37 protein-coding genes are annotated in these 26145 nt (G+C 65.1%); 9 read left to right on the top strand and 28 right to left on the bottom strand.

From position 1 onward, the window contains the following. Window positions 1–26 precede the first annotated feature (26 nt). Together ACOCMH_RS08950 and ACOCMH_RS08945 are read right to left on the bottom strand one after the other, a co-directional pair. A complete protein-coding gene (locus ACOCMH_RS08950) occupies window positions 27–953 on the bottom strand; it encodes a LysR family transcriptional regulator (protein ID WP_427306617.1) in 927 nt (308 codons plus the stop codon). 630 nt (window positions 954–1583) lie between these two features. Beyond that, window positions 1584–3086: an ISNCY family transposase gene (locus tag ACOCMH_RS08945; RefSeq protein WP_427308413.1), complete on the bottom strand. Its 1503-nt coding sequence runs from the start codon at window positions 3084–3086 to the stop codon at window positions 1584–1586. 458 nt (window positions 3087–3544) lie between these two features. On the opposite strand from ACOCMH_RS08945, the gene ACOCMH_RS08940 reads away from it, so the two are divergent. Next, window positions 3545–3733 carry a hypothetical protein gene (locus tag ACOCMH_RS08940; RefSeq protein ID WP_427306616.1) on the top strand — a complete coding sequence of 63 codons (189 nt, stop codon included), beginning with the start codon at window positions 3545–3547 and terminating at the stop codon, window positions 3731–3733. Here the strand turns inward: ACOCMH_RS08940 and ACOCMH_RS08935 are convergent. The 22 genes from ACOCMH_RS08935 to ACOCMH_RS08830 all read right to left on the bottom strand — a co-directional run bounded on the left by ACOCMH_RS08935 (window position 3730) and on the right by ACOCMH_RS08830 (window position 14108). Further along, window positions 3730–4080, bottom strand: coding sequence for a hypothetical protein (locus ACOCMH_RS08935; protein ID WP_427306615.1), 351 nt, complete (start codon window positions 4078–4080; stop codon window positions 3730–3732). The genes ACOCMH_RS08940 and ACOCMH_RS08935 overlap by 4 nt on opposite strands. A 79-nt stretch (window positions 4081–4159) precedes the next feature. After that, window positions 4160–4408 carry a hypothetical protein gene (locus tag ACOCMH_RS08930; protein WP_427306613.1) on the bottom strand — a complete coding sequence of 83 codons (249 nt, stop codon included), beginning with the start codon at window positions 4406–4408 and terminating at the stop codon, window positions 4160–4162. A gap of 10 nt (window positions 4409–4418) precedes the next feature. After that, the gene (locus ACOCMH_RS08925; RefSeq protein WP_284454407.1) at window positions 4419–4577 is read right to left on the bottom strand and encodes a hypothetical protein; all 159 of its coding nucleotides are present in this window, start codon (window positions 4575–4577) and stop codon (window positions 4419–4421) included. After that, window positions 4577–4744, bottom strand: a complete 168-nt coding sequence (locus tag ACOCMH_RS08920) for a hypothetical protein (RefSeq protein ID WP_427306611.1) — start codon at window positions 4742–4744, stop codon at window positions 4577–4579. The genes ACOCMH_RS08925 and ACOCMH_RS08920 overlap by 1 nt, the downstream gene beginning before the upstream one ends. Continuing rightward, window positions 4741–5157: a hypothetical protein gene (locus ACOCMH_RS08915; protein WP_427306609.1), complete on the bottom strand. Its 417-nt coding sequence runs from the start codon at window positions 5155–5157 to the stop codon at window positions 4741–4743. Before ACOCMH_RS08915 ends, ACOCMH_RS08920 begins: the two co-directional genes overlap by 4 nt. A 1-nt stretch (window position 5158) precedes the next feature. Further along, window positions 5159–5605 (bottom strand): hypothetical protein, encoded by a 447-nt coding sequence (locus ACOCMH_RS08910; RefSeq protein ID WP_427306607.1) that lies wholly within the window; start codon window positions 5603–5605, stop codon window positions 5159–5161. Beyond that, window positions 5598–6233: a glycoside hydrolase family 24 protein gene (locus ACOCMH_RS08905; RefSeq protein ID WP_427306606.1), complete on the bottom strand. Its 636-nt coding sequence runs from the start codon at window positions 6231–6233 to the stop codon at window positions 5598–5600. Before ACOCMH_RS08905 ends, ACOCMH_RS08910 begins: the two co-directional genes overlap by 8 nt. Continuing rightward, complete coding sequence (locus ACOCMH_RS08900) at window positions 6233–7003, bottom strand: hypothetical protein (RefSeq protein ID WP_427306605.1); 771 nt, start codon at window positions 7001–7003, stop codon at window positions 6233–6235. Before ACOCMH_RS08900 ends, ACOCMH_RS08905 begins: the two co-directional genes overlap by 1 nt. A gap of 2 nt (window positions 7004–7005) precedes the next feature. Further along, the gene (locus ACOCMH_RS08895) at window positions 7006–7479 is read right to left on the bottom strand and encodes a hypothetical protein (protein ID WP_427306603.1); all 474 of its coding nucleotides are present in this window, start codon (window positions 7477–7479) and stop codon (window positions 7006–7008) included. Then, on the bottom strand, window positions 7476–7883 hold the full coding sequence (locus tag ACOCMH_RS08890; RefSeq protein ID WP_427306602.1) for a hypothetical protein: 408 nt from the start codon (window positions 7881–7883) through the stop codon (window positions 7476–7478). The genes ACOCMH_RS08895 and ACOCMH_RS08890 overlap by 4 nt, the downstream gene beginning before the upstream one ends. Continuing rightward, complete coding sequence (locus ACOCMH_RS08885; protein ID WP_427306601.1) at window positions 7880–8182, bottom strand: hypothetical protein; 303 nt, start codon at window positions 8180–8182, stop codon at window positions 7880–7882. The genes ACOCMH_RS08890 and ACOCMH_RS08885 overlap by 4 nt, the downstream gene beginning before the upstream one ends. 37 nt (window positions 8183–8219) lie before the next feature. Further along, complete coding sequence (locus ACOCMH_RS08880; RefSeq protein WP_427306600.1) at window positions 8220–8537, bottom strand: hypothetical protein; 318 nt, start codon at window positions 8535–8537, stop codon at window positions 8220–8222. Between the two features lie 10 nt (window positions 8538–8547). Further along, on the bottom strand, window positions 8548–9372 hold the full coding sequence (locus ACOCMH_RS08875; protein ID WP_427306599.1) for a major capsid protein P2: 825 nt from the start codon (window positions 9370–9372) through the stop codon (window positions 8548–8550). Window positions 9373–9713: 341 nt separating this feature from the next. Beyond that, window positions 9714–10457 (bottom strand): hypothetical protein, encoded by a 744-nt coding sequence (locus ACOCMH_RS08870; protein WP_427306597.1) that lies wholly within the window; start codon window positions 10455–10457, stop codon window positions 9714–9716. Window position 10458: 1 nt separating this feature from the next. Continuing rightward, window positions 10459–10944, bottom strand: a complete 486-nt coding sequence (locus tag ACOCMH_RS08865; RefSeq protein ID WP_427306595.1) for a hypothetical protein — start codon at window positions 10942–10944, stop codon at window positions 10459–10461. Continuing rightward, complete coding sequence (locus ACOCMH_RS08860; RefSeq protein WP_427306594.1) at window positions 10932–11186, bottom strand: hypothetical protein; 255 nt, start codon at window positions 11184–11186, stop codon at window positions 10932–10934. The genes ACOCMH_RS08865 and ACOCMH_RS08860 overlap by 13 nt, the downstream gene beginning before the upstream one ends. A gap of 4 nt (window positions 11187–11190) precedes the next feature. Continuing rightward, window positions 11191–11469 carry a hypothetical protein gene (locus tag ACOCMH_RS08855; RefSeq protein ID WP_427306592.1) on the bottom strand — a complete coding sequence of 93 codons (279 nt, stop codon included), beginning with the start codon at window positions 11467–11469 and terminating at the stop codon, window positions 11191–11193. Beyond that, complete coding sequence (locus tag ACOCMH_RS08850; RefSeq protein WP_427306590.1) at window positions 11466–11591, bottom strand: hypothetical protein; 126 nt, start codon at window positions 11589–11591, stop codon at window positions 11466–11468. The genes ACOCMH_RS08855 and ACOCMH_RS08850 overlap by 4 nt, the downstream gene beginning before the upstream one ends. Window positions 11592–11642: 51 nt before the next feature. Next, window positions 11643–13529 carry a replication endonuclease gene (locus tag ACOCMH_RS08845; protein WP_427306589.1) on the bottom strand — a complete coding sequence of 629 codons (1887 nt, stop codon included), beginning with the start codon at window positions 13527–13529 and terminating at the stop codon, window positions 11643–11645. Between the two features lie 4 nt (window positions 13530–13533). Beyond that, window positions 13534–13701, bottom strand: coding sequence for a hypothetical protein (locus ACOCMH_RS08840; protein WP_427306587.1), 168 nt, complete (start codon window positions 13699–13701; stop codon window positions 13534–13536). Window positions 13702–13773: 72 nt separating this feature from the next. Then, entirely contained in the window at window positions 13774–13896 is a 123-nt protein-coding gene (locus tag ACOCMH_RS08835) for a hypothetical protein (protein ID WP_427306586.1), read from the bottom strand. Next, window positions 13893–14108: a hypothetical protein gene (locus ACOCMH_RS08830; protein WP_427306584.1), complete on the bottom strand. Its 216-nt coding sequence runs from the start codon at window positions 14106–14108 to the stop codon at window positions 13893–13895. Before ACOCMH_RS08830 ends, ACOCMH_RS08835 begins: the two co-directional genes overlap by 4 nt. Window positions 14109–14350: 242 nt before the next feature. On the opposite strand from ACOCMH_RS08830, the gene ACOCMH_RS08825 reads away from it, so the two are divergent. Beyond that, complete coding sequence (locus ACOCMH_RS08825; RefSeq protein WP_427306582.1) at window positions 14351–14677, top strand: DUF3693 domain-containing protein; 327 nt, start codon at window positions 14351–14353, stop codon at window positions 14675–14677. Window positions 14678–14916: 239 nt separating this feature from the next. On the opposite strand, the gene ACOCMH_RS08820 is transcribed toward ACOCMH_RS08825, so the two are convergent. Both ACOCMH_RS08820 and ACOCMH_RS08815 read right to left on the bottom strand, forming a co-directional pair. Beyond that, a complete protein-coding gene (locus ACOCMH_RS08820; RefSeq protein WP_427306581.1) occupies window positions 14917–15399 on the bottom strand; it encodes an SRPBCC domain-containing protein in 483 nt (160 codons plus the stop codon). Beyond that, a complete protein-coding gene (locus ACOCMH_RS08815; protein ID WP_427306579.1) occupies window positions 15383–15733 on the bottom strand; it encodes an ArsR/SmtB family transcription factor in 351 nt (116 codons plus the stop codon). The genes ACOCMH_RS08820 and ACOCMH_RS08815 overlap by 17 nt, the downstream gene beginning before the upstream one ends. A gap of 75 nt (window positions 15734–15808) precedes the next feature. Here ACOCMH_RS08815 and ACOCMH_RS08810 point away from each other — a divergent pair, with 75 nt between their 5' ends. Further along, window positions 15809–16483, top strand: coding sequence for a dihydrofolate reductase family protein (locus tag ACOCMH_RS08810; protein ID WP_427306577.1), 675 nt, complete (start codon window positions 15809–15811; stop codon window positions 16481–16483). A gap of 214 nt (window positions 16484–16697) precedes the next feature. Here the strand turns inward: ACOCMH_RS08810 and ACOCMH_RS08805 are convergent, their stop codons facing one another. Next, window positions 16698–17570: an MBL fold metallo-hydrolase gene (locus ACOCMH_RS08805; protein ID WP_427306575.1), complete on the bottom strand. Its 873-nt coding sequence runs from the start codon at window positions 17568–17570 to the stop codon at window positions 16698–16700. 57 nt (window positions 17571–17627) lie between these two features. On the opposite strand from ACOCMH_RS08805, the gene ACOCMH_RS08800 reads away from it, so the two are divergent. Continuing rightward, window positions 17628–18998 (top strand): MmgE/PrpD family protein, encoded by a 1371-nt coding sequence (locus ACOCMH_RS08800; RefSeq protein WP_427306574.1) that lies wholly within the window; start codon window positions 17628–17630, stop codon window positions 18996–18998. On the opposite strand, the gene ACOCMH_RS08795 is transcribed toward ACOCMH_RS08800, so the two are convergent. Further along, the gene (locus tag ACOCMH_RS08795) at window positions 18988–19818 is read right to left on the bottom strand and encodes an IclR family transcriptional regulator (protein ID WP_427306573.1); all 831 of its coding nucleotides are present in this window, start codon (window positions 19816–19818) and stop codon (window positions 18988–18990) included. The genes ACOCMH_RS08800 and ACOCMH_RS08795 overlap by 11 nt on opposite strands. 243 nt (window positions 19819–20061) lie before the next feature. Here ACOCMH_RS08795 and ACOCMH_RS08790 point away from each other — a divergent pair, with 243 nt between their 5' ends. The 5 genes from ACOCMH_RS08790 (at window position 20062) to ACOCMH_RS08770 (ending at window position 26141) form a co-directional block, all read left to right on the top strand. Continuing rightward, window positions 20062–21516 (top strand): FAD-binding oxidoreductase, encoded by a 1455-nt coding sequence (locus tag ACOCMH_RS08790; protein ID WP_427306571.1) that lies wholly within the window; start codon window positions 20062–20064, stop codon window positions 21514–21516. Between the two features lie 49 nt (window positions 21517–21565). After that, the gene (gene purB, locus ACOCMH_RS08785) at window positions 21566–22930 is read left to right on the top strand and encodes an adenylosuccinate lyase (protein WP_427306569.1); all 1365 of its coding nucleotides are present in this window, start codon (window positions 21566–21568) and stop codon (window positions 22928–22930) included. 88 nt (window positions 22931–23018) lie between these two features. Further along, window positions 23019–24044, top strand: a complete 1026-nt coding sequence (locus ACOCMH_RS08780) for a Bug family tripartite tricarboxylate transporter substrate binding protein (RefSeq protein WP_427306568.1) — start codon at window positions 23019–23021, stop codon at window positions 24042–24044. Between the two features lie 146 nt (window positions 24045–24190). Then, window positions 24191–25054, top strand: coding sequence for a sulfurtransferase (locus tag ACOCMH_RS08775; protein ID WP_427308411.1), 864 nt, complete (start codon window positions 24191–24193; stop codon window positions 25052–25054). 67 nt (window positions 25055–25121) lie between these two features. Beyond that, window positions 25122–26141, top strand: a complete 1020-nt coding sequence (locus ACOCMH_RS08770) for a Bug family tripartite tricarboxylate transporter substrate binding protein (protein WP_427306567.1) — start codon at window positions 25122–25124, stop codon at window positions 26139–26141. The last annotated feature ends 4 nt before the right edge of the window (window positions 26142–26145 follow it).

Raw genomic sequence — 26145 nt, 5'->3', positions numbered from 1 at the left:
GTTGATGTCGGCGCGGTTGTCCGATCTCAATCCTTGTGGAGCGTCGCGCCGAACCACGCGCCGTCGCGAACCAGGCCGCGCGCGGTGTCGGCCAGCACCACCCGCGCGGCCAGTGCCGCGGGCGACAGCTCGTCATCGGAAAGGCTGGCCAGCAGGTTGTGCCGTCCAACCTGGGCGTCGACCACCAGCGAGCGGACCAGCGTCGGATCATTGAGGCGCGCGGTCGCCGCGCCCGGCTGGATGGTGGCACCAAAGCCTGCGCGCACCGCGTCCATCAGCATCAACAGGCCGTCGATCTCCGCCACCACGTTCGGTGTCACGCGCACCCGCGCAAAGGCCGCGTCGAGCAGAGCGCGCAGCCCGTGGGTAACGCTCGGCAGGATCAGCGGCAGCTCCCCCAGTTGCGCGAGCCGGGCACGCTGGCTGACCGGCAGGCCCGGCAGGCCCGCAGCTCCGAGCACATAGAGCTTTTCATCGAGGAGCGGCGTCACGCTCCAGCGGCGCGCGGTTTCGGTACGGAACACGATGGCCAGATCCAGCCTGCGCGCGTTGAGCATCTCGCTCAGATGCCCGGACAGTGCCTCGACCACGTGGACCCGTACGTCGGGATAACGCGTAGCCATTGCCCGCAGCAGGGGCACGCCCAGCACCGCGGCGGTAGTCGAAGCCAGGCCGATGCTGACATGGCCGGACAGCCGCGCCTGCTGCGCGGCCCGTACCGCATCGTCGGCGTGGCGCAGCGTCAGCTGGGCCTGCCGCAGGAATGCAAGTCCGGCATCGGTTGGCACCACCCCTGTGGACTGGCGCTGGAGCAGGCGCGTCGACAGTTCGCGTTCGAGCCTGCTGACCTGCTGGCTGAGCGCGGAGGTCGCAAGTCCCAGTTCGAGCGCTGCCTTGCCGAAGCTGCCGAGCTCGCAGACCTTGGCGAAATAGCGGAGTTGACGCAGTTCCATGGAATATTTGATGACATCGCGACCACGCGGTCGGCGCGACGACGGGCGATTGGCAACCGGTCTATCTGTACAGAATGCCGCGCAATGGTAGCACCCGGCAGGCGGGCCGCGCGCGGGGGAGTGGGTGAGGGCGTGACTCTGGCGCCGACCATAAATCCAAGGAGTTGGCCTATCGCTGGACTGGCTCACAATGGCTGATCAGCAGCGATCATTAGTCGGCCACGCCGGAGAAGACCCGAGACACGCGGCCGCCACCCGGCGGGCTTCAGCGTGGTGGCATCGCCGCGGCTAACGAATGGAGTACTTGATAGCCATGTCACCGAGCACGCCTAGCCACGCGAGGAACGTGGAACATTTCCGGTAGGCATGCGGGATCTCCAGGCGGTGAATTCGCAATGTGTCGATCGGCCAAGCGAGCCAGCGCTTGAACGAACGACCTTGAGCCGGTCGATCTGCCGCATCGTCATGGTAATGACTCCTGCTGGCATGGCGGGCTCCCGCGCGCTGGAAGCCGTCAAGCTTACGCCTGCCAAACTCGGACATGTGAACTTAGCCAGAAGCGGACATTACTAAAAAAAGACCAACACATTATGTCTAGGCGGTTTTGAAAGGTCGGGGCGCCTGCTAAATTCAAATGTCAGTCCGAGCGTGCTTTTTGTGCGGGTTTTGATGCTTTTGGGGGTCGGCCGTAGCGCGGTGGGGCTGGCCTGACGTGACTGAGTCTGGCCCAGGGTGGGGCGGTGGCTGCGCGGTGGGCCAAGTTGAAATGTCCGCATTCCGCTGGAGCGGGGCCGCAGCGATTGCGCGCTCCAGATCGAGCCGGTTGATCAGCCGCTGCCGCTTGACGTTCAGCGGCGCGCGATGGGGCCGGGCAGGTTCGCCTTGCAGCGTGCGCGACGGCCCCGCCTGCTGGCGACTGTCGCGCTGCGCCTGCACCTGCGCCGTGATGGCCAGCACGTGCCCCAGCCGCTTGTGCTCAACGATCGCACCCTGGTCGATCGCGCCAAGCCGGTCATAGGTGGTGTAGGGCAGGGCAGCGCCATCGGCCCACAACTCGATCCTGCCGTCCGGGTACTCGGCGACCTCGAGATAGCGGTGCATCAAGCGCCGGTGCTCGGGGCGGTCCTCGAGCAGGTACAGCACCTTGTCGTACTGCAACGTGAGGCTGGCCGACACCTTGCGCCATTCACGCCAACTGAAGATCCGTTCCAGGTCCTCGTCGCCGCGCAGCGGCCGGTGCGCATCGAAGTCGCGCCTGGGCACCTTGGCGAAGCGCGCATTGAAGTCGGCGATGAAATGCGGCGCAAAAGCGTTGGCGGCGGCCATGGTGCTGATCCCGCGCAGCCGCAGTTCCTTGACCAGCCGGTCCTGCAAGGTGCCGTTCATCCGCTCGACCCGGCCCTTGGCCGGGCTCGAATTGGCGCACAGGATGTCGATGTTGAGCTCGAACAGCGCGCGCCCGAACTGGGTGTAGCCGCGGCCTTCGGCGCCGTCCCTGGCGTTGACGCGGAAGATGCCGGCCTTGTCGCTGTAGAACGCCATCGGCTTGCCATGGCGCTCGACATAGGCGCGCGTGGCGCTGAAATACGCCGGCGTCGACTCGGTCGGCACGAACAACAACTGCATCAGCCGCCCGGTCGCGTCATCGACATAGACCAGCAGCGTGCACGCCGGCGCCCGGTCCTCGAACCAGGCGTGGTCGGAGCCATCGATCTGCACCAGCTCGCCCAGGCAGGCGCGGCGGTTCCTTGGCTGGTGGACCTTGGGCGGGCGCAGCCTGCGCGGCACCCAAAAGCCGGCGTCGATCATGATGCGGCGAACGGTCTCCGTGGCTAGGTCGATGCCATGGCGCTCACGCAGCTTCTCGGCGGCCAGGGTCGGGCCGAAGTCGGCGTAACTGTCGCGGATCAGGCCGCGCACGCGGGATTCCAGCCCGGGCGGCAACTGGCGGTTGCTGTCACGACCACGCTTGCGCGAGCCCAGGCCGCCGGGACCGTCTTCACGGTAGCGCAACACCAGCCGTTCCACCTGGCGCCGCGACAAGCCGAGCTTCTCGGCCGCGCGCCAGACTGCCAGGCCATGGTCGACCACGGCCTGAATCACCTTGAGCCGATCCAATTCGCGCATCGCCATCGTGATGGTCTCGGGCTTGGGCATGGCTGCCTCCGGTCTCGGACAGACGGAAAGCCGCCAGCATGCCAGCCTTGGCAAGGGGGTACGACATTTCTATTTGGCTCAAGTACGACATTACTATTTGGGTCTAACACATTAGTTTCGCATAATAAAGCTTATGTTAAATCGTTGCTGCGGGACGCGAATGTATAGCCGGCGCGGCTTTCAGGATGAAAACCCCTCTCGCGCGTGATGCGCGCCACGGCCGCCCCGATTCATATTTCCAAGCCCGGCACAGACCGGGCTTTTTCATAGAACGGGTCATCATGTCTTCACAACACGCAAATCTTCTGGAATTCCAACACTGGGCGCGTAGCATCCCGTCCGAATACCTTGCGCGCCGCCTGCGGTGCTCCCCGGCCACGGCCCGCGCCTGGCAGTCAGGCAAGCGCCCGGCGCCCTGGTGGACTGTCCACGTCATGCGCCTCGATAAGCTCGAGCGTGACGAGATGGCCCGGCAAATGGGTTACGCGCATCTGCTGCCCAAGCTCGGCATCGTCAGCGGCGAGGTGATCCAGTTCCGGCCACGGCGCGCGCAGCCGAAACCGGCTCCGGCCCAGCCGGCCAGCGTGACGCCGCTGCCGGAACCTGGCCAGATGCAAGCCTAGTCCTTGCCGATGGACGTGGTCTTGTAGAAATCGTTCGGCAGGCCGGTGAAGTCCGTTGCCGGCTGCTGGCGCTGGCCGGTCACCGCGCCAGCCTGCCAAGGCCTCACGCATCCTGCCAACACACCCGGCATGCATGCCAAATCGTCGCTCTTCGATTCCGCGGGTATCAGCGTGGACAGCGCTAGATGCGCGCCGGTGCCGGCACTGGTCACCGTGTCACTGTAGGGGTCTTTCTTGAGCAGTTCCGCTGTCCCTCGCGCTACCTGCTGCATCTGCTGTTCGGTGCCCGTATATCGCAGGCCGCAGCCCGCCAGCACCACCACCGCCACAACCGCGATACGTCGCATATTCCCCCCTTGTTCTGGCGCCAGTGTAACGAAAAAAGCCCGGCCGAAGCCGGGCAATCCCCTGTGCAGCGCGAACCGATCAGCGCTTTTTGCGCTTGCGAAACTGGCCGTTGGCCTTGCGCGGCGGCGTCTTGCGTTTCTTCGTTGCCATGCTCTCTCCTGTTGTCACCACAATACCCGGCCCTGCCCATCCTTGAGCGTGACCGTCCCTTGATCCGCAATCCACGATTTCAGCCCAGGGAAGCGCGACAGAATGATGGCGGCGCAGATCACGCCCCCTATCACAATCAGCGTTTCCCGGCCGATCTCGGCCGGCGTAGGTATCCATCCCTGCCCGCTCACCGGTGCCCCTGCAAATGGTTGTCCATGCGCTCGTGCGCCCGGTCGATGCTGGCCCGCATGGCGCGCAGATCGGCACGGATGCCGCCGTACACCGCCCCGGCACTCATCAAGGCCGTGGCGATGTACTTCAGCGCGTCAAGCGTGACCGCGTCCATCACTCGCCCTGGCCCTTTTCCGGAAGGAACACTGCCAGCGCCGACAGCACGGCGGCAATGGCCGCCGACACGGCATTGACCTTGGTCGGATTGGCGCCGACGATCACCGCCAGCCCCGACAGGCCGGCCATGGTGGACGGCTCTCGCAAACGTTGCAGAAATTTCACTGTGCTCTCCTGATTCGCGGGTACACAAAGGCCGCACCGCCCGCGTTCTCGGTGACCGTCCAGGCGTTGACAGGCCGCTCGGCATACGTGCCCGTGTAGCCGTCCAACGCAAAATCCGGCTGGCGATCGCTCACCAGCGAACTTAAGAAGTTGCCAGCCGGGCAGGCGAACGAGGCATCCCACGTGCGCCCTTCGGCAATCGCTCGCTCGCACTCGGTCATGTCGGTTCGCGGCACGCCTAGCGCGTCACCGATCCCCAGCACGGCGCCGCTGGCCGCATCCCCCACTGCCCCCACCAACGCGCTTGCTGCACCCGCAGCCGCACCCGCCAGTCCGCCGTTTTTTTTTACGACGAAGGCAATGGCCGCGATGGCGGCGCCGGCCAGCAGAAGTTTTGCGGTGGCGTCTTTCATGTCACCAGCTCATGTAGTTGCCCAGGCTGGGCGCTTCTACCTGCGAGCCGAAGGTGTACGCGCCGTTCATGCTGCCGAACTGCGCTGGCGTCCAGCCGTCCGTGGCGTCCATCCCCAACTGCCCCAGATAGCCATTGAATGCGTTGTATTCCAGCGCATTGGAGTTGCCGCCACCGAACACGCCTGAAACCTGGCCGCCGCTCAGAATGGCATCCGGCGAGCCCGCCCCGAACATGCCCGCGATGGTGCCCACCAGACCCAAACCGGCCTGCGTGTAAGCGATGTTTCGCTGCGCCGTATAGTCCGGGCGCAACTGCACGGCGGTCGCTGCCGGCACGCCAGTAGCCGCCGTGGCCGCACGCGAACGCAGCGCGAGAAACGCCATCGCGCCCACCGCTGCCATCAAAAGCAAATCCGGGCCACCGCCCCCTGCCGCTGCCTTAGCCATACACCACACCCCCTGCCGCCTCGTATGCGGCTTGCAATCGGTTCAGCGCCACTTCCGGCTGGCCGTAGCCGGCGCCGGGCATGCTCGCCCAAATCTTGCGCACCTTGCGCACTGCCAACGCGAAGCGGCCGGCGTCCACGTCGCCCAGCGCGCCCGCGTCCGCAATCAGTTGGATAGCGGCGGCGTCCTGGCTGGCTGGCGTGAAGTCCGTCAGACCTAGCCGGCCCGCCAGCGTGTCCCACGTGCGCCGCAGGAACTGATAGGCGCCCGCCGCGCTGCTGCTAATCGGCTTGCCGTTGGACATGGCCGTCACCACCTGGCGCGGATGATCCGCGAAGGACTGGAACAGGCCACCGCCGAACAGCGTGCGGTATCCATCGGCGCCCGCCGTGCCCTCAGCGGTGCGAATCATCATCAGGAAGGCTGCGCGGTTGTTCGCGGCTTGTCCCATATCGGTTTCCTCAGTGCCGCCGAACATCGTGCCTTCGGCGGCGTCGTAGAACAGGTTTTCTGCCTGGTCAATGAAGTCCGGCGCCTGCGCGCCTGGCTCTTCGCTGCGCTGCCAGTCCCGCCACACCACATAGCCCACGGCGGCCAGAGCCAGCAGCGCGAACTCATAGCGTGTCATCAGATCGCTACCTCTTCGACTTCCGCATTCACGGTGACTGCCGCCCCCGCCGCGCCCTCCAAGCGCACAATCATTCCTACCCCTGGGTCCAGAATGAGCGGCGACGTGAAAACCTCGGAGGCCTTTCCGCCGGCGGCGATTTGCGTTGCGTAGATATTGTTTGTGGCGGCAATGAGAGCGGCGGACGACTGCACGCGACTCTCCAGCTTTGTGGCGCGCCCCACCGTGAGATATCTGCTCTTCGGATTGCCTTGCGGAGACAGTGTCGACAGCGGCGAGGTATGACTCGCAAGCGTGATGGCGCCAGCAACAGCAGACGAGGCAGAGAATTGGCGAATCACAGCGCGAACGCCGCTCCCCGCTGGGTTCCAAACCTGCGTGTGCGCACTCTCCCCAGCAGCGGGAAGCAGGTAGATGTAAGCGAGGAAGGCATCGCCGGAGAGCGTTCGGGACTTCGAATTGTCCAGAACGTTCACGTCGCCGCTGATGCGCTGGTCGAAGAAATCCCCCGACCCGATCAGCAGGTATCCCGACAGCGCCACGGTGCTGCGGTTGAACACAACCCAGCGCGTCACCTGCTCGCTGAACCGGAAGCCCTGCCCAGGCCTTAGGCTGATATTGCCCTGCGCGAAGTTCGGGCGGATTTCGATCTGCGCAAACGGGTCCGTCGCGGACAGGAACTGCACACGATCACCGGCCACGTCAATGGCCTGCGCACCGCCCGCGGGAATGTTCAGATCGTATTGCTGTACGGACTCGATGATTCCCACGCTCACCCCTTCATTTTCGATACGGCCACGATTCCGGCGATGCACAGCGCGCCCGCCACGAGGAATTTTTGTCCAGTGCCGATTTCCTGCACGTTGCTGTATGCCGCTGCCACGTTCGCCGTGGCGTTCTCGTTCACGCTCTTGGCCGTGTCCAGCAGCTTGCCCATGCTGTCAAGGAAGCCCTTGGCATTGATGGCCGACTGGTCAAGATTCATCTTCAAACCGTCGCGCGCGAGCCCTATGGCGTCGGCGGTCGATTTGTAAGTGGTTTCGGTGCTGCTCTTGGCGAAGTCGAAGGCGGCATTGATGGCGCCGCCGTCCGTCACCGTCGCATACACGCTGTTGCCGGTGCCGCTCACGCCGACGCCACCGTCATTCACCATGCGGTTGTCGGTGTTGTTCGTCGTGCTGGTCGTGTTGCTGATGTTGGTCGATTCGCTCTGCTTTGATGCGCTCGGCCCGCCGATCTTGCTCATTGTTTTCCCCGCTTGCGCAGCACCACGGCTTCACTTCGATAGCCCAGGCGCCGCAGCTTTTTAATCAGCCCCGGCCGGCACGTCGTGATGCGGATAGCGTCCGCGTCCCTGCACTGAATTTCGATCAGCGGCAGTACTTCGGCCACAAGGTCAAAATCCGCCCGGCCATGCGCAAGCGCGATCTCTATTTCGGTCGTTTCGGCGTGGCAATGCGCCATCAGCACATACCACGCCACCGGCTCACCATCGCGCCACACGCGGCAGAACGTGCCATAGTCGCGCCCGTATTCGGTCGACTTGACTAGGCCGCCGCTGGCGTCGCTTTTGGCGTGGCCGTGAAACGCGGCATGGATTTCGGCATCGTGTGCATCCGTCCATACCTCTGGCGTAATCTCGATCTTCATTGCCCGCGCCTGAAAAAGGCCAGCGCGACCACCACGCCGGCCACAAGCACCATCGGATTGTTCAGCAGCCCCAGCGCTTCGCCCGCGGTCTGTTGCACAGCGCTGGTCAGCGTCGGCAATGCCCTGGCCTCGCTGCCGCCTGTTGCCACCACCCAGCCGGAACCATCGAAGTGCTGGTCGAACATGCCCGACCCCGACAGCGCGGTATTGCTGGGGTCCGGGCCGGCCATGGTCTGGCCCACCACCGAACTGGCGGCCATGATGCCCGCCGTCCACGGATTGGCCGCCAATAGGCCCATGCCTGCGCTCATGCCGGCTTGACCGTATGGCGACATATCAGCCCTTCCCCGACAGCAGGTAGATCACCGCACCGGCCACCAGCAGCGGCATCATGCCACCACCGAACAGCGCAAAGGCTGGCGTGGCGCCACGCGGGGCCGTGGTGATGGTCATGCCGTTGGATTGCAGCACGGCGGCGGTGTTGGTGCCTTGCAGCGCGCGCACGGTCTGCACGTCCATCAGACGCGAGAAGCCCATGCGCAGCAGGTCAGCGCCGGTCTGCGCCAGCGGGTTCAGGTCGCTGGCATCGGCCGCGGTGCTCACCATCGGATCGGAAAAGTAGCTTTGCGGCTGTACCGTGTCCCATTCACCCATGGCGCGCCCCTTACAGGTTGAACGGCAGGTCGATCACCTCGACATACACGTCCAGGCCATCGGCGGCGGTCAGGAACGCATTGAACTCCAGCGCCGCAGCGTCGGCGGTCTTTAGCGCGCCCGACTGGTTGTTGTCGTAGATGAAATCGACGCAATAGTGCTTGGACTGCGGCACCTTGCGCTGTTCCTGCTCGATGAAGCGCTGCACGCGGCTTGTGGCATCCCACACGATGAGGCCGTTCTTCTTGACCTCGACGCGGTTGACGTTGCCGTCCGTGGTCGCGGTCCAGTCGGTGCCGCTGTAGAACATGTGGACTCGCTTGATGAGCGCGCCCTTGGCCGAGAAGTTGATCGGGAACTTGCCGGCCACACTCGTGGAAGCCGGGAAGTACAGCAGCTTGTGGATCAGCTCGCCCGCGCCCTGGCCTTGCGGCGGGGTCAGGATCATGTAGCCGGTCAGCTGCGGCGCGGTCGCGCCCGCGATGGTGATTTCCAGATTCAGGTTGTCAGGCCACGCCGTCATGTCGTAGCCGCCCACTTCCTTGCCGTCGATGCTCGGCGCGTCGCGCTCGTTGAAATCGATGGTCAGGAAGTCCGCAGCATCGAAGATGCCCTTGTATTTGTTGATGGCGTCCAGGCGCGTGCCGCTGATGTTGTAGACAGTTCGCGCGCCGATCTTCACCTTGATATCGGCGATCATCGCCTTGGTGAAGGTGGTGCCCAGCAGGTTCAGCACCACGCGGTTCAGCGTGTTGGCATAGCGCGGGATCTGCAGCGTGGCAACGCCGTTGGCAACCACGTTCAGGAACGGCGGCAGTTGTTGGATGATCGACATTCGTGTTTTCCTCAGCCCACCAGCGCGGTGGCGACGATTTGGTCAGTCACCGGCAGGCGCCGGGCTACGTAGATCACGGCCAGCACCAGCGCCGTGGTCTTGATTGCGTTCTTGATATCGCTCATGGCTCAGCCCAGCAGCTTGGCGACCGAATCGGGCAGGAACTTCTTGCCCTGGTTGATGATGACCAGCGCAATGGCGGTCATCGCCACTGCCTTGCCAATTTCCTTCACGCCCATGGTTTTCTCCCCGAAAGATGCGTGTGCAAAATCGGGGATCGACCCCGCTTGGTTCCAACTATGGGCAAGGCCACCGGCCACCGGCAAGGCCGCGCCGTTACGTTACGTAGCCGCCTCCGGCTCCGGCAACGTACGTACGTTACGTACGGGCTTTGCGGTGTGGCTTCCGCGCGAATCGAGTCGTCCGATGCCGGTGCGGCCGGTCTGCATCTGGCGCTCTATGAACTCAAACACGCCGGTGTCCGGGTCGGCGCGCAGGTTGCGCACGTCATCGACCGGCACGCCGAGAATGGCCGCCATCACCGAAATGTCGTTCTTGTCGTTCAGCCGGCAGCAGTGGATCAGCGTGCAGTTGCCCAAGAACGTCTTGTCGACCACGGCGGGGCGCTGTGTGACGGCAAACAGCGTCATGGCGCGGTGCCGGCCCTTGCGCGACAGGCGCGACCAGAACGGCGGCGCGTAGCTGGCGCTGGTCACGTCCGCGACCTCCTCCACCACGAACACAAGGCGCTCGATCTGGTAGGCGATTTCGCACAGCAGGTCGAATTTCCACCGGTACGTGCTCATGTCGTCGCCGGGCTGGTAGACGATGCGGAAGCCGTCCTGCGGCCCCAGCGCGGCCAGAATCTCCACCAGTTCGCGCATGTCCGTCACGACCTGGCCAAACTCGCTGTATTCGTCCCGCGGATCCCAGATCAGCAGGCGCGGCGGCCGCATGCGGCGCAACCCATCCTTGAGCCAGCGCGATTTGCCGCTGCCCGATGCCCCAATCACACCGATGATGCGCGCGATGTTCGCGCTGCCAGCCGCCGCCGCGGCGGCGTTGGCGATTTCCGTTCCTTCCATATCACCCCCGGATGGCAGGCAGGCGCCCGCCAGTGTCTTGCATGTTCTCGCCCAGGTGCGAGCGCGGCTGCGGCGCCACCACTTCGGGCGGCGGCGCGGCGTCCAACGTACGTTCGGCGTCCTGCTGTTCTCGCCACGCCCGGTGCGCCACATACGTGGACAGCGCCAGCGGCCCGGCCACCAGCAGCAGGCCGATTTCCGGCCCGGACATGATCCCGCCCACGCTCAGGCCGTACTTGTCGGCCACCGGCACGATGGCGCCGGCCAGCGCCTTGATGGTGTCCGGGGTGTAGACGGTCGGCAGGTATGGCAACGCTGGCGACAGCACCGTCACCAGCAGCGTGATGGACATTTCCCATTCGACAGCCGGGTCAACCGGCTCCGGCTCTCCCGGCAGCGGCGGCAGGTCTGCCCCCGCCTGGCTCTCGAATGCGTGTGCCTTGCGCTTGAGCGTGTCCAGCGCGCCCAGTTCGATCAGGCCTCCCATGCCATCAGCCCTCCCTGCGGCAGCTCCGTACGTTCTGGCGCGGCGTCCGTTACGTTACGTTCGTTACGTTCGGGCTCGCCCAGAATGAAGCGCTCGCGGATTTTCTCGTCGGCATCGTCCGACCGGGCAAAAAGCTGGATGCCGCAGCCGGGCGCGGTGCAGACGATGCACACCCGCCCCTTGCCCTTCATGACGGACCAGCGCGCGCCCTGATGGCAAACCGGGCAGGTGCATTTGCTCATGGTGTCAGGCCCCCTGCCCGGCCAGCAGCGCGGCGCTCAGCACGGCATCGACCACGCCGGCCGCAGTCGTGTCGGCCGGCAGGTTCGCCAGCGCGTTGATGCCGGCCGTTTTCATGGCTTCGGTCGGTTCGGTCGGCGGCGACAGCTGGGCATCGGCCATGCCCAGCACCATTTCTGCTTGGTGGTGCGCGGCGCCGTAGGCGGTATCACCGGTGTCGCGCACATGGGGCTTGAGGCTTTCCACGGCGCTCAGCAGCGCTTGCAGTTCGGTTTTGATGGTCATTGCTTGTTCTCCCTGAGTTGATCGATAGCCGCAGCCATGTCTTTCAGCAGTTGGCGGATATCGGCGGGCAGGATTGCCCCATACACAAACAGCGCCTTGTTGGCGCGTTCCAGAAAAGTCATCTTTGTTCCCCTTTGGGTTTCGTAACGCCCAGTACTCGCGATCGCATCTGCTCACGCATGAATTGCCTCTCGATTAGCCGTGTCCGCTTCATCCTGGCCCGGTATGCCCGCTGTCTTTCTGCATTGCTGTGGTATTTCCGAGGCCTCATGGTCGGATTTCTCCAGCTGTACCAGCCACACCGGCCGGGTTTCGTAACGCTTCGCGATCGGGCTTTCCGCCGGGCGCGTACAGTTATTGACACGAGTCCGAGTGCTCGCGGCTTCGCCGCTGCGCTCAACCTTCGTCCAGGTGTAGCGCGTCGCCGGAACGAAGATCGGCGCGGCGCGCCAGTAGTCGCAAATGCCGTCCACGATGTGCGCGCGGCCCATGGCCTGCACGCCGTGCGGCACCTTGCGCAGCGTCAGCCCGTAACGGCCCGGCTCCATACGTTCGGTGTATCGGATCGCGATGCGCTTGCCCTCGCCGGCCACGCCGCCCATGGCGCGCGCGTACTCGGCCCAGCTGGCTGGCTTGTCCTCGGTGCGCTGCGCTGCCGACCAGGCAGCGCGGATTTCCGCGCTCTCGGCTTCGTCTGGCACGTCCTCTGCCTTCACGCGGCGCAGCTCGCGCCAGACGCCCACCGGTGCCCCGCCTACGAACTGGAATTGCCGGATGCCCCAGCAGGCCGCCCATGCTTCCACGCGCTGGCTCGGCGTAATCACGTCATCGCCCAGCATGTCGGCCTGCACCACGTAGCCCTCTTTCGTCTTGTGGTCCCCCACCGCGTGGCCGTCGATGTTCTTAGCGATGTACTTGGCGATGTAGCCCACGGCGCTGCCCTTGGCGCGGTCGATGCGCTCAAAGCGCACGCGGCGCTCGTCGGCGCCCTTCTCTTCCGGCGTGTCCTTAAGGCCGTGCGCGCGGATGACGCGGCAAACGGTGTCCAGATCATCGGAGAACAGCAGGCCATGCCAGTGCGGACAGCCATCGTGGTGCGGCTCGGCCACGCGCACGCCGAAGTAGACGACGCCCAGGCGAGCCAACTCGGCCCGGATGCGGGCCCACACGCCGCGCAGGTACAGCTGCGCGGCGCGCGGGTCCAGGGTGTCGTCATAGTTCGGGTTCGGCTTCCACTTGTGGCCCAGCTGCTTCACCGCGTGGAACCGGCTTGGGCACGTCAGCGTGAACATCACGCCGGCAAAGGCCGCGGCATCGGCCAGTTCCTCGGCGCCCTTGAGCCGGGTCATCAGTTCGCCGCGGCGCAGCGCCCTGTTGGCGACGGACTTTTCCGCCAGCTCGGCCAGCGTGAAGCGGTGCCCCAGCTCGTTTTCCAGCGTGGTGGCGGCCAGGGTGGCGGCGTTGCGGCGGTTCTGCGCCTGCCGACGGCGCACCGCGTCATTGCTGGCGTACGGGTCGCTGCGGTAATGCACGTAGTGCAGCCGGATGTTCGAATGTTCCAGCTGGCGGATATGGGCCGCGCGCAGCCGGCGCCGCCACCAAAGCTCGCAGCGCACGCGCGCGACGATGCCGGCTGCCTTGTGCGCTTCCGGGTCGGGGCTTTCCTCGGGCGCCGTCACCTTGGGCGGCGCGGTGCCCTGGCGCTCGCACTCCGCGAGGCACACCACCAGCGCGTCTCCGGTGTCCAGGCCGGTGGTGCGCAACAGCACGTCAGCGGCGATCTTGCGCGCCTTCATGCAGATTTCGTAATCGGTGGCGTCTGGCCGCACCGGCAGGCCCTGCGGTGCATGGTCCGCGAGGAACGCGGCGACGGCGCCAGCGGCGGCGCCCAAGTCGAACATATCGGGGCGGTCCAGGCGGGCCGCGCTATCGCGCCCGGCCTTGTCGGCGGCCTTGAGCGCGCGGTTATACCACCGCACCGGCACGCGAGCCCGCGCTTCCTGCAGTTCCGGAAGCGCGGGCAAGCTGCTGCCACGGTCGCGGGTGTATATCCAAGACATGCGCTTACCAGACGCGCATTGTGACGGCGCGGAAGGTGCCGTTAATCCACGGCACCAGCACCACGCGCTTGCCGCACAGTTGCCAGTCTTGCACCTGGCTGTTTCGGTTCGGCTGGGCCAGTGCGGCGCGGCACGCGGCCAGCGCCTCGGCGGCGGCGGTCGATTTGCTCATAGCCCGTTGGCCTCCATGAAGGCGGCATAGGCGACGTACCACGCGAAGAAGCACATCAGCGGCATGCACATGTCAGGCTCCCAGCCAGTGGAAGAATCGATCGGCCAGAATGGCGGCGCGGGACGGACGGCGGTAGAACGGGCCGTCGATGGTGAAACCGCCCAAGGCGGTGCGATGGATGCGGGAGGGCTTCACAGTGCGCCCTCCACTTCGCTGATGCGCTGGCGCAGCGCTTCCACGGTGTTGAAACCGTCCAGCAGGTCACGCAGCATCATTTCCACGATAACGCCCCGAACAAGATTTCTCGGGTGAACTGGCTTACCGCTTTCCAAGGCCCATGCCCGTTGGTCATCTACCTTGCGGGAGATGAACGCGTCGAACTGCCGGTATGAAATTTGTAACGACATGTGACCACCCCTCTAACCCCTACCCTGTTGCGGAAGCTCCCTAACGGGAGAGCGCGGCGCCTGCTGGCTGTACGGGCCAGCCCTGGCGGGTAGGGTTCCAGGCGGCACCGCGCGTCTGGATCGGAATATAGTCAACCGTCCGAGAACAGTCAACCATATGAGAACGTCCGCACACAGATGACGTTGCTCGTTAAGGGACAGTTGACTATCCTTCGGTCTGGGTAGATCAACTAGGGGTAGTGATGAAAACGACTCTTGAATTTCTTGAGGCGGTGCGCGCCAAGCTTGGCGGCGCCTCTGACTACGCGATTGCCAAGGAACTGGACATTTCGCGTTCGGCGGTCAGCAAGTACCGCAACGGCCTTGGTGGCTTCGATGATGAAACTGCCGTGAAGGTGGCGCGCGTGCTGGATATTGATCCCGCCGCCGTGGTCACGGCAGCGCATGCAGAGCGCACGAAGAATCCGGAGCTACGCCGGATTTGGGCATCGCTGGCCGACCGCTTTGCCGTAAATTTTGAAGCCCTGCTGAACAGCATGGGACAGCGCCGGAGCCCCGCTCTGGCGTAGTTCAGCAGGTAGTCCCGCAGCGACGATAAAGCTTATGTTAAATCGCGTCGCCGAAGCTGGTTGTGGCGACAGCAGACGATTGGTGCAGTCCAGACACGCTCGGAAGCCGCTCCGGGTTGACCTGCAAGTGCTCCAACGTAAAATCGCGTCAAGAGCGGCAGCAAAACCGGCTTGAGGCGTCCATCCCGGCGCTGCTTGTGAAGCCTCTCAGCGCGCCGCCCATACTTCCAGATGAGCGGCTATCGATTCTCCAGCCAGGCCGCCAGCCCATCCAATGTCTGCAACCCGTACTCCACTGCACCGAACCCGACGACCACCTGCCGGCGCTCGCGGCTGGGGTGAAGCTGGCGCATGGTCAGCACGGTCTTGCCGTCTGTCTGTTCATCGAAGGTGATCGTCATGTAGAAGCGTTCCGGGTCGCCGGGTTCCGGGGTGCCATAATCCACCACGATCAGTTCGTTTGGCACGATTTTCAAGAAGCGCATGAGGCTGGGAAAGCGCTGCTCACGGCCTTCGAAAATGCCCACCATATCGAATCGCCATTCCCCGCCCTCCCGAATGTCGGTCGTGTGGTTCTCTATGCTTAGGCCAACCGGGCCATACCATTGCGCCAGCGCTTCGGGGTCCATCCAAGCAGCGAAGACCTTATGGCGCGGGTGTTTCAGTACCTTGACTACCACGATCTCCCGGTCGAGCGACCAGGTGTCAAACAGCTTTTCCATCGTCGCTCGCTCCCGTCTTGTCCAAAAATGTTTCGAGCCGGTCGAGCCGCTCGGTCCAGCGGCGGCGCTCCGCTTCCATCCAGTTGGCCGCCTCCTCGAAGCGCTCCGGCACCAGCCGGCACCAACGGCTGCGCCCACGCTTCTCGCTGGCGATCAACCCGCAATCTTCCAGCACCTTGAGATGTTGGGCGAAGGACGGCAGCGCCATGTCAAAAGGCTCTGCCAGCACGCTGACCGGCATCTCTCCCTCGACAAGGCGCGACAGCACAGCCCGACGCGTCGGATCGCTCAGAGCATGGAAGGCAAGGTCGAGTGGCGTCGTGTGGAAAGGCATACAGCATCGTAGAGCGAGCAAGCGCAGGGGGTCAATAACATAAAGGCACTTGCCTAATCGTTTGGATGCGATACTATGGCACATACCTTAGTGATTTGGAGTGGTCCGATGGTAGTTCGTGCCGACCTTATGATCTCGCTCGATGGTTTCGCAACCACGACAGACAAAACGCCTGAAAACCCCTTCGGCGCGGACTGGGCGCGCCTGGTGGGGCCCTATGTCGCCACAAGGACGTTCCGGGAGCGCGTGCTCCATGACACCACCGGCCAAGGCACCACTGGCTTGGACGACGCTTATGCGAAAGACTACTTCGAGAACATTGGCGCGGAGATCATGGGGGCTGGCAAGTTCGGACTGCACGACCATCGCGATGATCCGAACTGGAAGGGGTGGTGGGGCGACGAGCCGCCATTCCGCTGCCCGGTCTTCGTTTTGACGCACAAGCCACGGCCTTCCATCGAAATGGTAGGTGGCACCACGTTCCACTTCCTCGCGGCAGATCCGGTTGATGCACTGCATCGGGCCCTGGGAGCCGCCCACGGCAAGGATGTTCGGATAGGTGGCGGGCCAACCATGCTTCGCGATTACCTCAAAGCCGGACTCATCGATCGCCTCCACGTGGCCATCACTCCCATTCTTCTGGGGCGGGGCGTACGCCTTTGGGACGATCTGCGCGGCCTGGAAGCCGGATACAAGGTGACGTCGGAAGCGGCCGAGAGCGGGACTATCCACATCACGTTTCAGCGCTAGCCAGCGGTGCTATTTGACTGAGCAGCGGCCCTTATCGGCGAAGCACTCCCGATATATCAACTAGTGCAGGCGGCTGGTCGCCCTCGAAGTTCCGTCGTGATAATAATTTTCGACAGAAGGAGACTCCCCACACAGCACTTGCAGTCCAGACACGCTCGGAAGCCACTCCGGGTTGAGCTGCAGCACGCCAGCAAACAGCAGTCGATGCTGGGCGTCAAAAGCGATTCAGCGGAATACGCAGGTAGGCCGTGCCGTTCGCGTCGGGCGGCGGCAAACGGCCGGCGCGGATATTGACCTGAACGGACGGCAGCATCAGCGCCGGTATCGCGAGGGTTTGGTCGCGCGCCCGCCGCATTGCCACAAAAGCGCCCTCTTCGACCCCGTCCCGCACATGAATGTTGCCGGAACGCTGCTTGGCCACCGAGGTCCGGCAGGCCGGTTCCCGGCCATTGGGCGGGTAGTCGTGGCACACGTACAGCATGGTGTCGCCGGGCAGGCCCAGCAGCGTTCGGATAGAGCGGTACAGCAGCCGGGGGTCGCCGCCGGGGAAGTCGCAGCGCGCGGTGCCGACATCGGGCATGAATAGCGTATCGCCGACGAACACGGCCGGTGGTCCGCCGTCTGGATCGTCGATGCGATAGGCCATATCCGCCGGCGTATGGCCTGGCACCGCCATCGCAGTGGCCTTCAGCCGCCCGATGGAGAACGTATCGCCGTTGGCAAACAGCTGGTCGAAATCGGAGCCGTCCTGGCTCACGTCATCCAGGTGGAAGATGTTGCCAAACACCCGCTGCACGTCGGCAATGCCCGCGCCGATGGCAAGCCTGCCTCCGAAGCGTTGCCGCAGGTATGGACCTGCCGACAGGTGGTCGGCATGGGCATGGGTTTCCAGCAGCCACCGCACACACAGGCTCCGCGCGGCGACAAACGCCGCGATGGCGTCGGCCGGCGCGGCATCGGTGCGACCCGTTGCCATCTCGAAGCCAAGTACGGGATCGATGACGGCGCACTCCCCCGCGCCGTCGTCCACAACATAGCTGAAGGTGAAAGTCGCGCGATCGAAAAAGGGCTGGATGCAGATCGTCATTGGCGAACGCCTAAAGTTTTATACAATGAAATGTCTTTCATTCATTGAAACCAGTATATGGCAAACCTTCCCGAAGCGAAACTGGCCCTTTATCTCACCGCGCTGCAGAGCCGGCCTCGGTCGCAGGCCACGCGGGAACGGCTCGCGCAGGCGTTGCTGGATTGGTTTACCGCCGGCTGGTCCGCGCTGCCGATGCCGCAAGCGGCTACCCTGCGGTCGCTTTCCCGGGATCTGTCGCCCGCCGAGGGTGCCGCGCCGGTGTTCGGCGGCGCCACCATGACGCCGCTGGCCGCGGCATTCGCGAACGCAGGCATCGCGCATCTGCGCGAGATCGACGATGCGCATCGGGCCGCGATGCTGCATCCTGGCGTCATTGCCATTTCGCCGGTGCTGGCGCTGGCGGCGGAGGGAAACCTGACGCAGCGCCGCGTAGCGGACGCCATCACTGCGGGCTACGAAGTGTCGCTACGCGTGGGAGAGGCGCTCGGCACGCGCCATGCGGCCGGCTTTCATGCCACGGCTACCGCCGGAACGGTCGGCGCGGCCGCGGCGGCGGGCGTGGCACTTGGGCTGAGCGCCACCGGACTGCATCATGCGATGGGCATCGGCGCCACGCAGGCGGCGGGATTGTGGCAATTGGTGGACGACGACGCGCACGAGTCGAAAGCGCTGCATCCGGCCTTTGCCGTGCGCAATGGCCTCTACGCAGCGTTCGCCGCACGCGCCGGATTTCCGGGCGCGCGCGGCTTCATGACGGGCAAGCGCGGCATGTATGCGCTGTTGGCCGGCGACGGCCCGCTGCAGGTGCTGGAACCGGACACGGACGAGCCGGAGCGCCTCAATACTGCCACCATCAAGGCGTGGCCCTGCTGCGCGCAACTGTTCACGCCGCTGGATGCCACGCGTGCGCTGATGGACGAGCATGCTTTTACGGTAGACGAGATCGAGTCGATCGACGTGGAGATCTTTCCCCATGCGCTGAAGATTGCCGGGGTTCATTGGCCATCCAAGCCTGCCGAGACCTGTTTCAGCCTGCGCTACGTTGTCGCGACACTGCTGCACAAAGGCTCGCTTGGCATCGAGGACATGGAAAGGCCCGAGCTCGAAACGCCGGCGCTGCGCGCGCTAGCCAGGAAGATTGCGGTGTTCCCGCGCGACGAGTACCAGGCCGCGTTTCCGCAGAAGCGGCCAGCGCAAGTCACCATTGTGCTGCGCGACGGCCAGCGCCTTGCCGCGCTGCGCGAGCTGCGGCGCGGCGACCCCGAATACCCCTACGACTGGACGGCGCTGCAGGCCCGGATGCGCGCCTTCGTACCGGCAATGGACGACGCCATTGCTACGCGCCTGTCCGCCTGGTGCGCCGGCTTTGCCGATGCGGACAAGGACGCTGAGCGCTGCGAGGTCGCGCTGGATCTGTTTAACGTGTAACGGATGGCCTAGTACCGAAGCCCTGCAACGCCAGCTCGCGCCGTACCACCTCGACGGCGTGCAGCTGGGCCTCCTCGCTGAAGCGCGAAGCGAGGCCGATCACGACCAGTGAGCCGAGGAACGTGCCGTCGCTCTCGAACACGGGCAACGCAACCGATGCCATCTCGGCAATCCGCTCGGCCCGCGTCATGGCGTAGCCCTTGTCGCGGATGTCGTGCGCCAGCGGCGTATTGCCGCCGGTGAAGACCTTCAGCACATGGGCCGACGAGCCGCCGTCGGCCAGTTTCAGCCTGGTCCCGACCTCGACGTGGTGCCGCACTTCTTTCAATGTGTTCTCCCGGAACAGGCACACCCGCTCGTCGCCGCTACGCACATAGAACGCGACCGTCTCTCCGGTCTCGCGCATCGTGTTGTGCAGCACGGGCTGCAGCCGGGTGCCGAGATCGAATGTACTGCGATAGAGCATGCCCATGTGCAGCAGTGCGGGCCCAGGCGCATAGACCCCGCTTTCGAAGCGGTGAACCATGCGGGCACGCGTGAGCACGCCGAGCAGCCGCAGCAGCGTGGCCTTGTCCAGGCCGGTGCATTCGGCAAAGTCCCGCAGCGACAGGCGCAGGCGATCCTCGCTGAAGCACTCGAGGATCGCGATGCCTCGCTCGAGCACGCCGGCGGGCGGCCTGCGGGCATCGTCGCCGTTCGCCTGTGTGTCGTCCGTCGCCTCAAGGCCGGCATCGTCGCCATCCGGCGGCGTGCCGGTCGAGGTGCGCGTTGTGGTGCGCGTTGTCGTGCGGGTCGTGCGCTTGGTACGTGAAGTGTTCATGTCGTTGGTCTGTGTTCTCGTAATCCGCCCTTGACAGGGATACGGGCGCTCCCTATAGTTTCATTCATTAAAACACATTTCATTCAATGAACTAACGAATGGAGCGTAAAACGAGGAGGCAGGGCCCGGCCGGTACAGGCTGGTCGGGCTTGGGAGGACGTGGCCCTGCCTTTGCCGAATCACTATTGTCGCCGATGGCCTGGCCACCGAGCCATGCCGCGCGCCATATCAGGCGGGTTTGAGATGCAGCGCAGTGAATCGCGAGATTCTTTTCTCCAGAGACTGGCGGAAATCGTTGGCCATGCCAACGTCCTGACCGCTGGCGAAGATGTTGCCCGCTATGTCGCTGACTGGCGGCGAACCTATCCTGGCGTAGCGCGCGCCGTGGTCCGGCCGGCCAGCACGGGGGAAGTATCCGCGGTAGTGGCGGCCTGCAGCGCGCACGGCGTGCCCGTGGTACCGCAAGGCGGCAATACGGGCCTCGTGGGCGGCTCCACGCCCGACGCATCGGGCGCCGAGATCGTCCTCAGTCTGGACCGGATGACGGCGGTGCGCCGCGTCGACTGCCTGAACAATACGCTGACACTGGAGGCCGGCTGTACCGTGCTGGCCGCGCAGCAGGCGGCGAGCGCCGCAAGCCGGCTGTTCCCGCTGTCGCTGGCCTCCGAAGGGAGCGCTACCGTGGGCGGCGTGCTGTCCACCAATGCCGGCGGCGAGCAGGTGCTGCGCTACGGCAATGCCCGCGAACTGACCCTGGGCGTTGAAGTCGTGCTGGCCGATGGCCGCGTGCTGGAGAACCTTGCCGGGCTGCGCAAGGACAACACGGGGTACGACCTGAAGCAACTCTTCATCGGCAGCGAGGGCACGCTGGGCGTGGTAACGGCCGCGACCCTGCGGCTTTACGCGCGGCCCCGCAACGTACTGACAGCCTGGATCGCCGTCAACGATCCGAGCGCCGCGGTGCAGATGCTTGCGCGCCTGACCGACGCTGTGGGGGAGCGCGTGACGGCGTTCGAGCTGATCAGCCGGCAGGCGCTGTCGCAGGTGCTGGCGAATCCGGTGGGCGGCATGCGGGATCCGCTGCAGGGCGACTACGAGTGGGCAGTGCTGTTCGACGTTTCCGAAACCTCGGCGCTGATCGATCTGTCACCCGCCGTGGAGGAAGTGCTTGGTGCCGCCATGGAAGACGGCCTGGTGCTGAATGCGGTGATCGCATCATCCGAACGCCAGGCCCACGAACTGTGGGCGCTGCGCGACCACGTGCCCGAAGCACAGCGGCTGGATGGCCCGTCGATCAAGCACGACATCTCCGTTCCCACCTCGCAGATCCCAGACTTCATTGCGCAAGCCAGTACCGCGCTCGAACAAGCCGTTCCTGGCATCCGGCTGGTGTGCTTCGGCCATGTGGGCGACGGCAACCTGCATTACAACCAGAGCAAGCCCACCGGCATGGCGGATGCCGAATTCCGCGCCCGCGAGGACGAGGTACATGACATCGTCCATGCGGTCACGGCGCGGCTGCACGGCTCCATCTCGGCCGAGCACGGCATCGGCCGGCTCAAGCAGTCCGCGTTGCTGGAGCATAAGTCGCCGGTGGCCATCGACGTGATGGCGCGCGTCAAGCTTGCGCTGGACCCCGGCAACATTTTCAACCCCGGCCGCGTGCTGCCGCGCGAGCGGCTGGTCGCGTTGCGCTGAAGTCGGCCGCTATCGCTCCTTCCCCCTACTCTTCCTCTCCAGGATCTCCATGCCCGTATCCGTATTCGACATGCAATCGCTCCAGCACCTGTGGGGCACCGACGAACTGCGCGCGATCTTCTCCGAGGAAAACCGCGTGCAGAAGTGGCTGGATTTCGAGGCAGCGCTGGCAACGGCGCAGGCCGAGCTCGGCATCATTCCTGAAGCCGCCGCAAAGGACATTGCCGACAAGGCGAAGATCCAGAACATCGACCTAGCGCAGATGTCCGCCGAGATCCGCCGCATCAAGCATTCGCTGGTGCCCGCGCTCAAGCAGTTGCAGTCGCGTTGCGCGCGCGAACATGGTGAGTGGGTCCATTACGGGGCAACCACGCAGGATGTGGTGGACACCGGCGTGGCGCTGCAGCTCAAGGAATTCCATGCAGTCGCCATGCGCGACATGAAGACGGTAGGGACGGAGCTGGCCCGATTGGCCGGCGCCTATCGCGACACGCCGATGGCGGGCCGTACGCACGGCGTGCAGGCGCTGCCGATTACCTTCGGCCACAAGTGCGCGATCTGGCTGGACGAACTCGGCAGGCACCACGCACGCCTGAAAGAATGCGAGCCGCGCGTGCTGGTCGGCATGGTGGCGGGCGCCGTCGGCAGCCAGGCATCACTCGGCGAGCAGGCGCAGGAAGTGGAGCGCCGCACACTGGAGAAGCTCGGTCTGGCCACGCCGGCCATCAGTTGGGCGCCAGCGCGCGACCGCTTCACCGAATACGCGTTGCTGCTCGCGATGATCGGCGCCACGTTGTCGAAGATCGGCAACGAGCTGTTCAACATGCAACGCAATGAATTCGCCGAAGTCGAGGAAGCGTTCTCCGAAGGCAAGCTGGGATCCTCCACCATGCCGCACAAGCGTAACCCCACCTCGGCCGAAAACCTTGCCGGGCTGTCCAGGCCGCTGCGCTACAACGCCACCATGATGCTGGAGGGCATGGTGCAGGAGGGCGAACGCGATGGCATCGCGTGGAAGATGGAATGGAAAGCGCTGCCCGAATGCTGCCTCATCGCCGGCGCCATGCTGTTCCAGGCGAAGAACCTGCTTGCCGGCCTGCGCGTGGACGACGCCGCGATGGCCACCAACCTGGACCGCATGCGCGGCTACCTGCTGTCCGAGCACGTGATGCTGGAACTGGGCCGGCGCGTCGGCAAGCAGACCGCGCACGAGTGGATCTACGAGGCATCGATGGCGGGCATCACCAACAAGCTCGACTTCGCCGAGGCCATGCGGGGTCACAAGCATCTTGCCGACGTGCTGGGAGAAGCAGAGATCGTGCGGTTGACCGACCCGGCCGGCTACCTGGGCCAGTGCGCCGCGTCGGTGGACCGCGTGGTGGACCAGCAAAACGAAGCCTGGCTTGGGCGATAGTGGGGCCGCGTGCGACGTCAACATGCCGACATGACGGCAGCCGGACACCACGACAAGACGACATAACGATATTGGAGGTGACAACATCATGGCAATCCCGACTGCGCATGCTGCCGCACGGCGGTGGCAACCCTTCAACGGCCGATGGCTGCGCGGCGTGGCGGCCGCGCTGTTTGGCGTCGTCGCCATGGCGCCCATGGCGCAAGGCGCACGCGCGGCCTACCCCGAGCAGCCGATCAAGCTCGTCGTGGGGTTCCCGCCCGGTGGTGGCGGCGACCTGTATGGCCGCCTGCTCGCCGCGGTGATGAGCAAGACGCTGGGCCAGCAGGTGGTGGTGGAAAACCGCGCCGGCGCGGGCGGCAACATCGCCGCGGACCTCGTCGCCAAGGCGAAGCCCGACGGCTACACGATCCTCCTCGCGATGAGCGGAAACCTGGCGGTTTCGCCGGCCCTCAAGCCCGCCACGCTGCCTTACAAGGTCGAGGATTTTGCGCCCATCGGGCTGATCCTTGAGGCGCCCCATGGCATGTTCGTGTCCGCCAATTCCAGGTTCAGCGACGCGAAATCGTTGCTGGCCAAGTCCCGTAGCCAGAAGCTGTCGTTTGCCTCCACGGGTACCGGCGGTGCCGCGCATATCGGCATGGAGATGATCAAGCAGCAAGCGAACATCGACATGCTGCACGTGCCGTACAAGGGCTCGGGTCCGGCCATTACCGACCTGATGGGCGGGCAAGTGGACAGCTTCTTCGCCACCGCATCGCCGCTGGTGGGCCAGGTGCGGCAGGGTCAGCTGCGCCTGTTGGCGCTGACCGGCTCCGAGCGCAGTCCGGCGCTGCCAGACGTACCGACGTTCAGGGAGCTGGGTGTCGACGTCGTGGTGACGCAGTGGTACGGCCTGGTGGCCCCGGCCGGCACGCCGGCACCGGTGCTCAAGACGCTATCCACGCACTTGTCGCGCGCGCTGGCGCAGCCCGACGTGAAACAAGCCATTCGCAAGGACGCCGCGATGGAGCGCGATGTGCCGCTGGACGCCTTCCGGCGCTACATCATGGACGACATCGCGCGCTACAAGAAGGCCGCGTCCCCCGAGTTGCTGGCCCAGATCGCTCCCTGACCAAACCGAAGGATACCGACACACCATGCTGCAAAACTGGACCGAAACCCTCGCTAACAATCTCAATGCCGGCGCGGCCTATGTCTACTCGCTCCGCGCCATGGACGCGCACGCCGCCTTCAAGGAACAGGGCTGATATGTCGACGATCTTCCGGACCCTGATTTCTCCCGCCGAACTGGCGCAGCTGGAGGCCGACGCCACGGCCGGCTCCCTGCTCGTCCTCGACTGCAGTTTCGAGCTCGGCGATACCGGCGCAGGGCGCCGCGCCTACGACGAAGGCCATATCCCGGGTGCGCACTACGTCCATCTGGAAGACACGCTGAGCGGGCCGAAGACCGGATGCAATGGCCGTCATCCGCTGCCGGCCGCCAAGGATTTCGTGTTGGCAATGGCGGCGCTGGGCGCATCGCGCCACACTCAGGTGGTGGCCTACGACAATGCCGGCGGCATGTATGCTTCCCGCCTGTGGTGGCTGATGCGCTGGCTCGGTCACGAGGCCGTGGCCGTCCTTGACGGGGGGCTCGGCGCATGGAAGGAAGCTGGCCTGCGGGTGACGCGCGAAGTGCCGTCAACGCCTGTGGCGGGAGACTTGTCCATGCTGCCGTCGCTAACCCGCACCGTGGACTACGCCACGGTGCGGGCCAACATCGGCACGTCGGCGCGGCTGGTGGTCGACGCGCGGGCGCCGGATCGTTACCGCGGCGAGAACGAGACCATCGACCCGGTAGGCGGCCATATTCCCGGAGCCCGACACCGGCTGTTTCGCGACAATCTCGATGCGACGGGCGCCTTCAAGCCCGCGGCAACGCTGCGGGAGGAATTCCGGGGCGTGCTGGACGGCCGGCAGCCCACCGAACTGGTCAGCCAGTGCGGCTCCGGCGTGACCGCCTGCCACAACCTGCTGGCATTGGAGATCGCCGGCCTGCCCGGGGCCGCACTGTATCCCGGATCGTGGAGCGAGTGGTGCGCACAGCCCGACGCCCCCATCGCCACAGGCGCTGCACCGTAACGCCATCCGGGGCCCTGCCCCGCCACCCAGGCCGGGACAACAACGATACCAAGGAGACCGTTCTGCCATGCCTGCCCGCGATATCCGGATCGTACCCACGCGGCGGCTCGCCGCGCGTCGTGCCATGCTCGCCGGCCTGCTGTCCCTGGGCACGCTGGCGCCGATGCTTACCGCAAGCGTCGCGAGCGCCGCCGAGGCGTATCCCAGCCGGCCCGTGCGTCTGCTGGTTGGCTTTCCGCCAGGCGGTGGTGGCGATCTGTATGGCCGTGCCATTGCCAATGCGCTGTCCCGCGAAATGGGCCAGACCATCGTGGTGGAGAACAAGCCCGGCGCCGGCGGCAATATCGCCGCCGAGGTGGTTGCGCGTGCCAAGCCGGATGGCTATACGCTGTTGTTGGCAATGAGCGGCAACCTTGCCAGCGCGCCGGCCATCCGCAAGGACCTTTCCTATCGCGTCCCGGACGACTTCGTGCTGATCAGCGAGCTGGTGGAAACACCCTATGCGCTCATCGTCAGCGGCACGTCCAAATTCAGGACGCTCCAGGAATACGTTGCACAGGCGCGCAAAGGTGGTGTCAGCTATGCGTCCACGGGCGCCGGCGGCGCGGCGCAGATCACGATGGAGATGGTCAAGCAGCAGGCCGCGCTCGATATCCTCCACGTGCCCTACAAGGGATCGGGACCGGCGGTGACCGATCTTATCGGTGGGCAGGTCGATAGCCTTTTCGCGCCCTTCACGCCGCTGATGGGCCAGATCCGGTCGGGCGCGTTGCGCGTGCTCGCGACCACCTCAACCCGGCGCGAGCCCGCCATGCCGGACGTGCCGACGCTGAAGGAGTCCGGCATCGACGTCACCATGACGCAGTGGTATGGCCTCGCGGCGCCCGCCGGCACGCCGAAGGCCGTGACGGACACCATCGCGCGGCATGTCGAGGCCGCACTGCGGCAGCCCAACCTGCTGCGCGTATTCCGGGCCGATGGCGCGCACGAGGCGCATTTGAACGGCGACGCCTTCCGCAAGTTTGTGCAGGACGATATCGCGAGGTATCGACGGGCCGTCCAGCGCGGCGGCCTTGGCGCCGACTAACCCG

Source organism: Cupriavidus sp. H39 (assembly GCF_050271075.1).
Taxonomy (GTDB): domain Bacteria; phylum Pseudomonadota; class Gammaproteobacteria; order Burkholderiales; family Burkholderiaceae; genus Cupriavidus; species Cupriavidus necator_B.
This window is presented reverse-complemented; position numbering and strand designations above follow the sequence as displayed.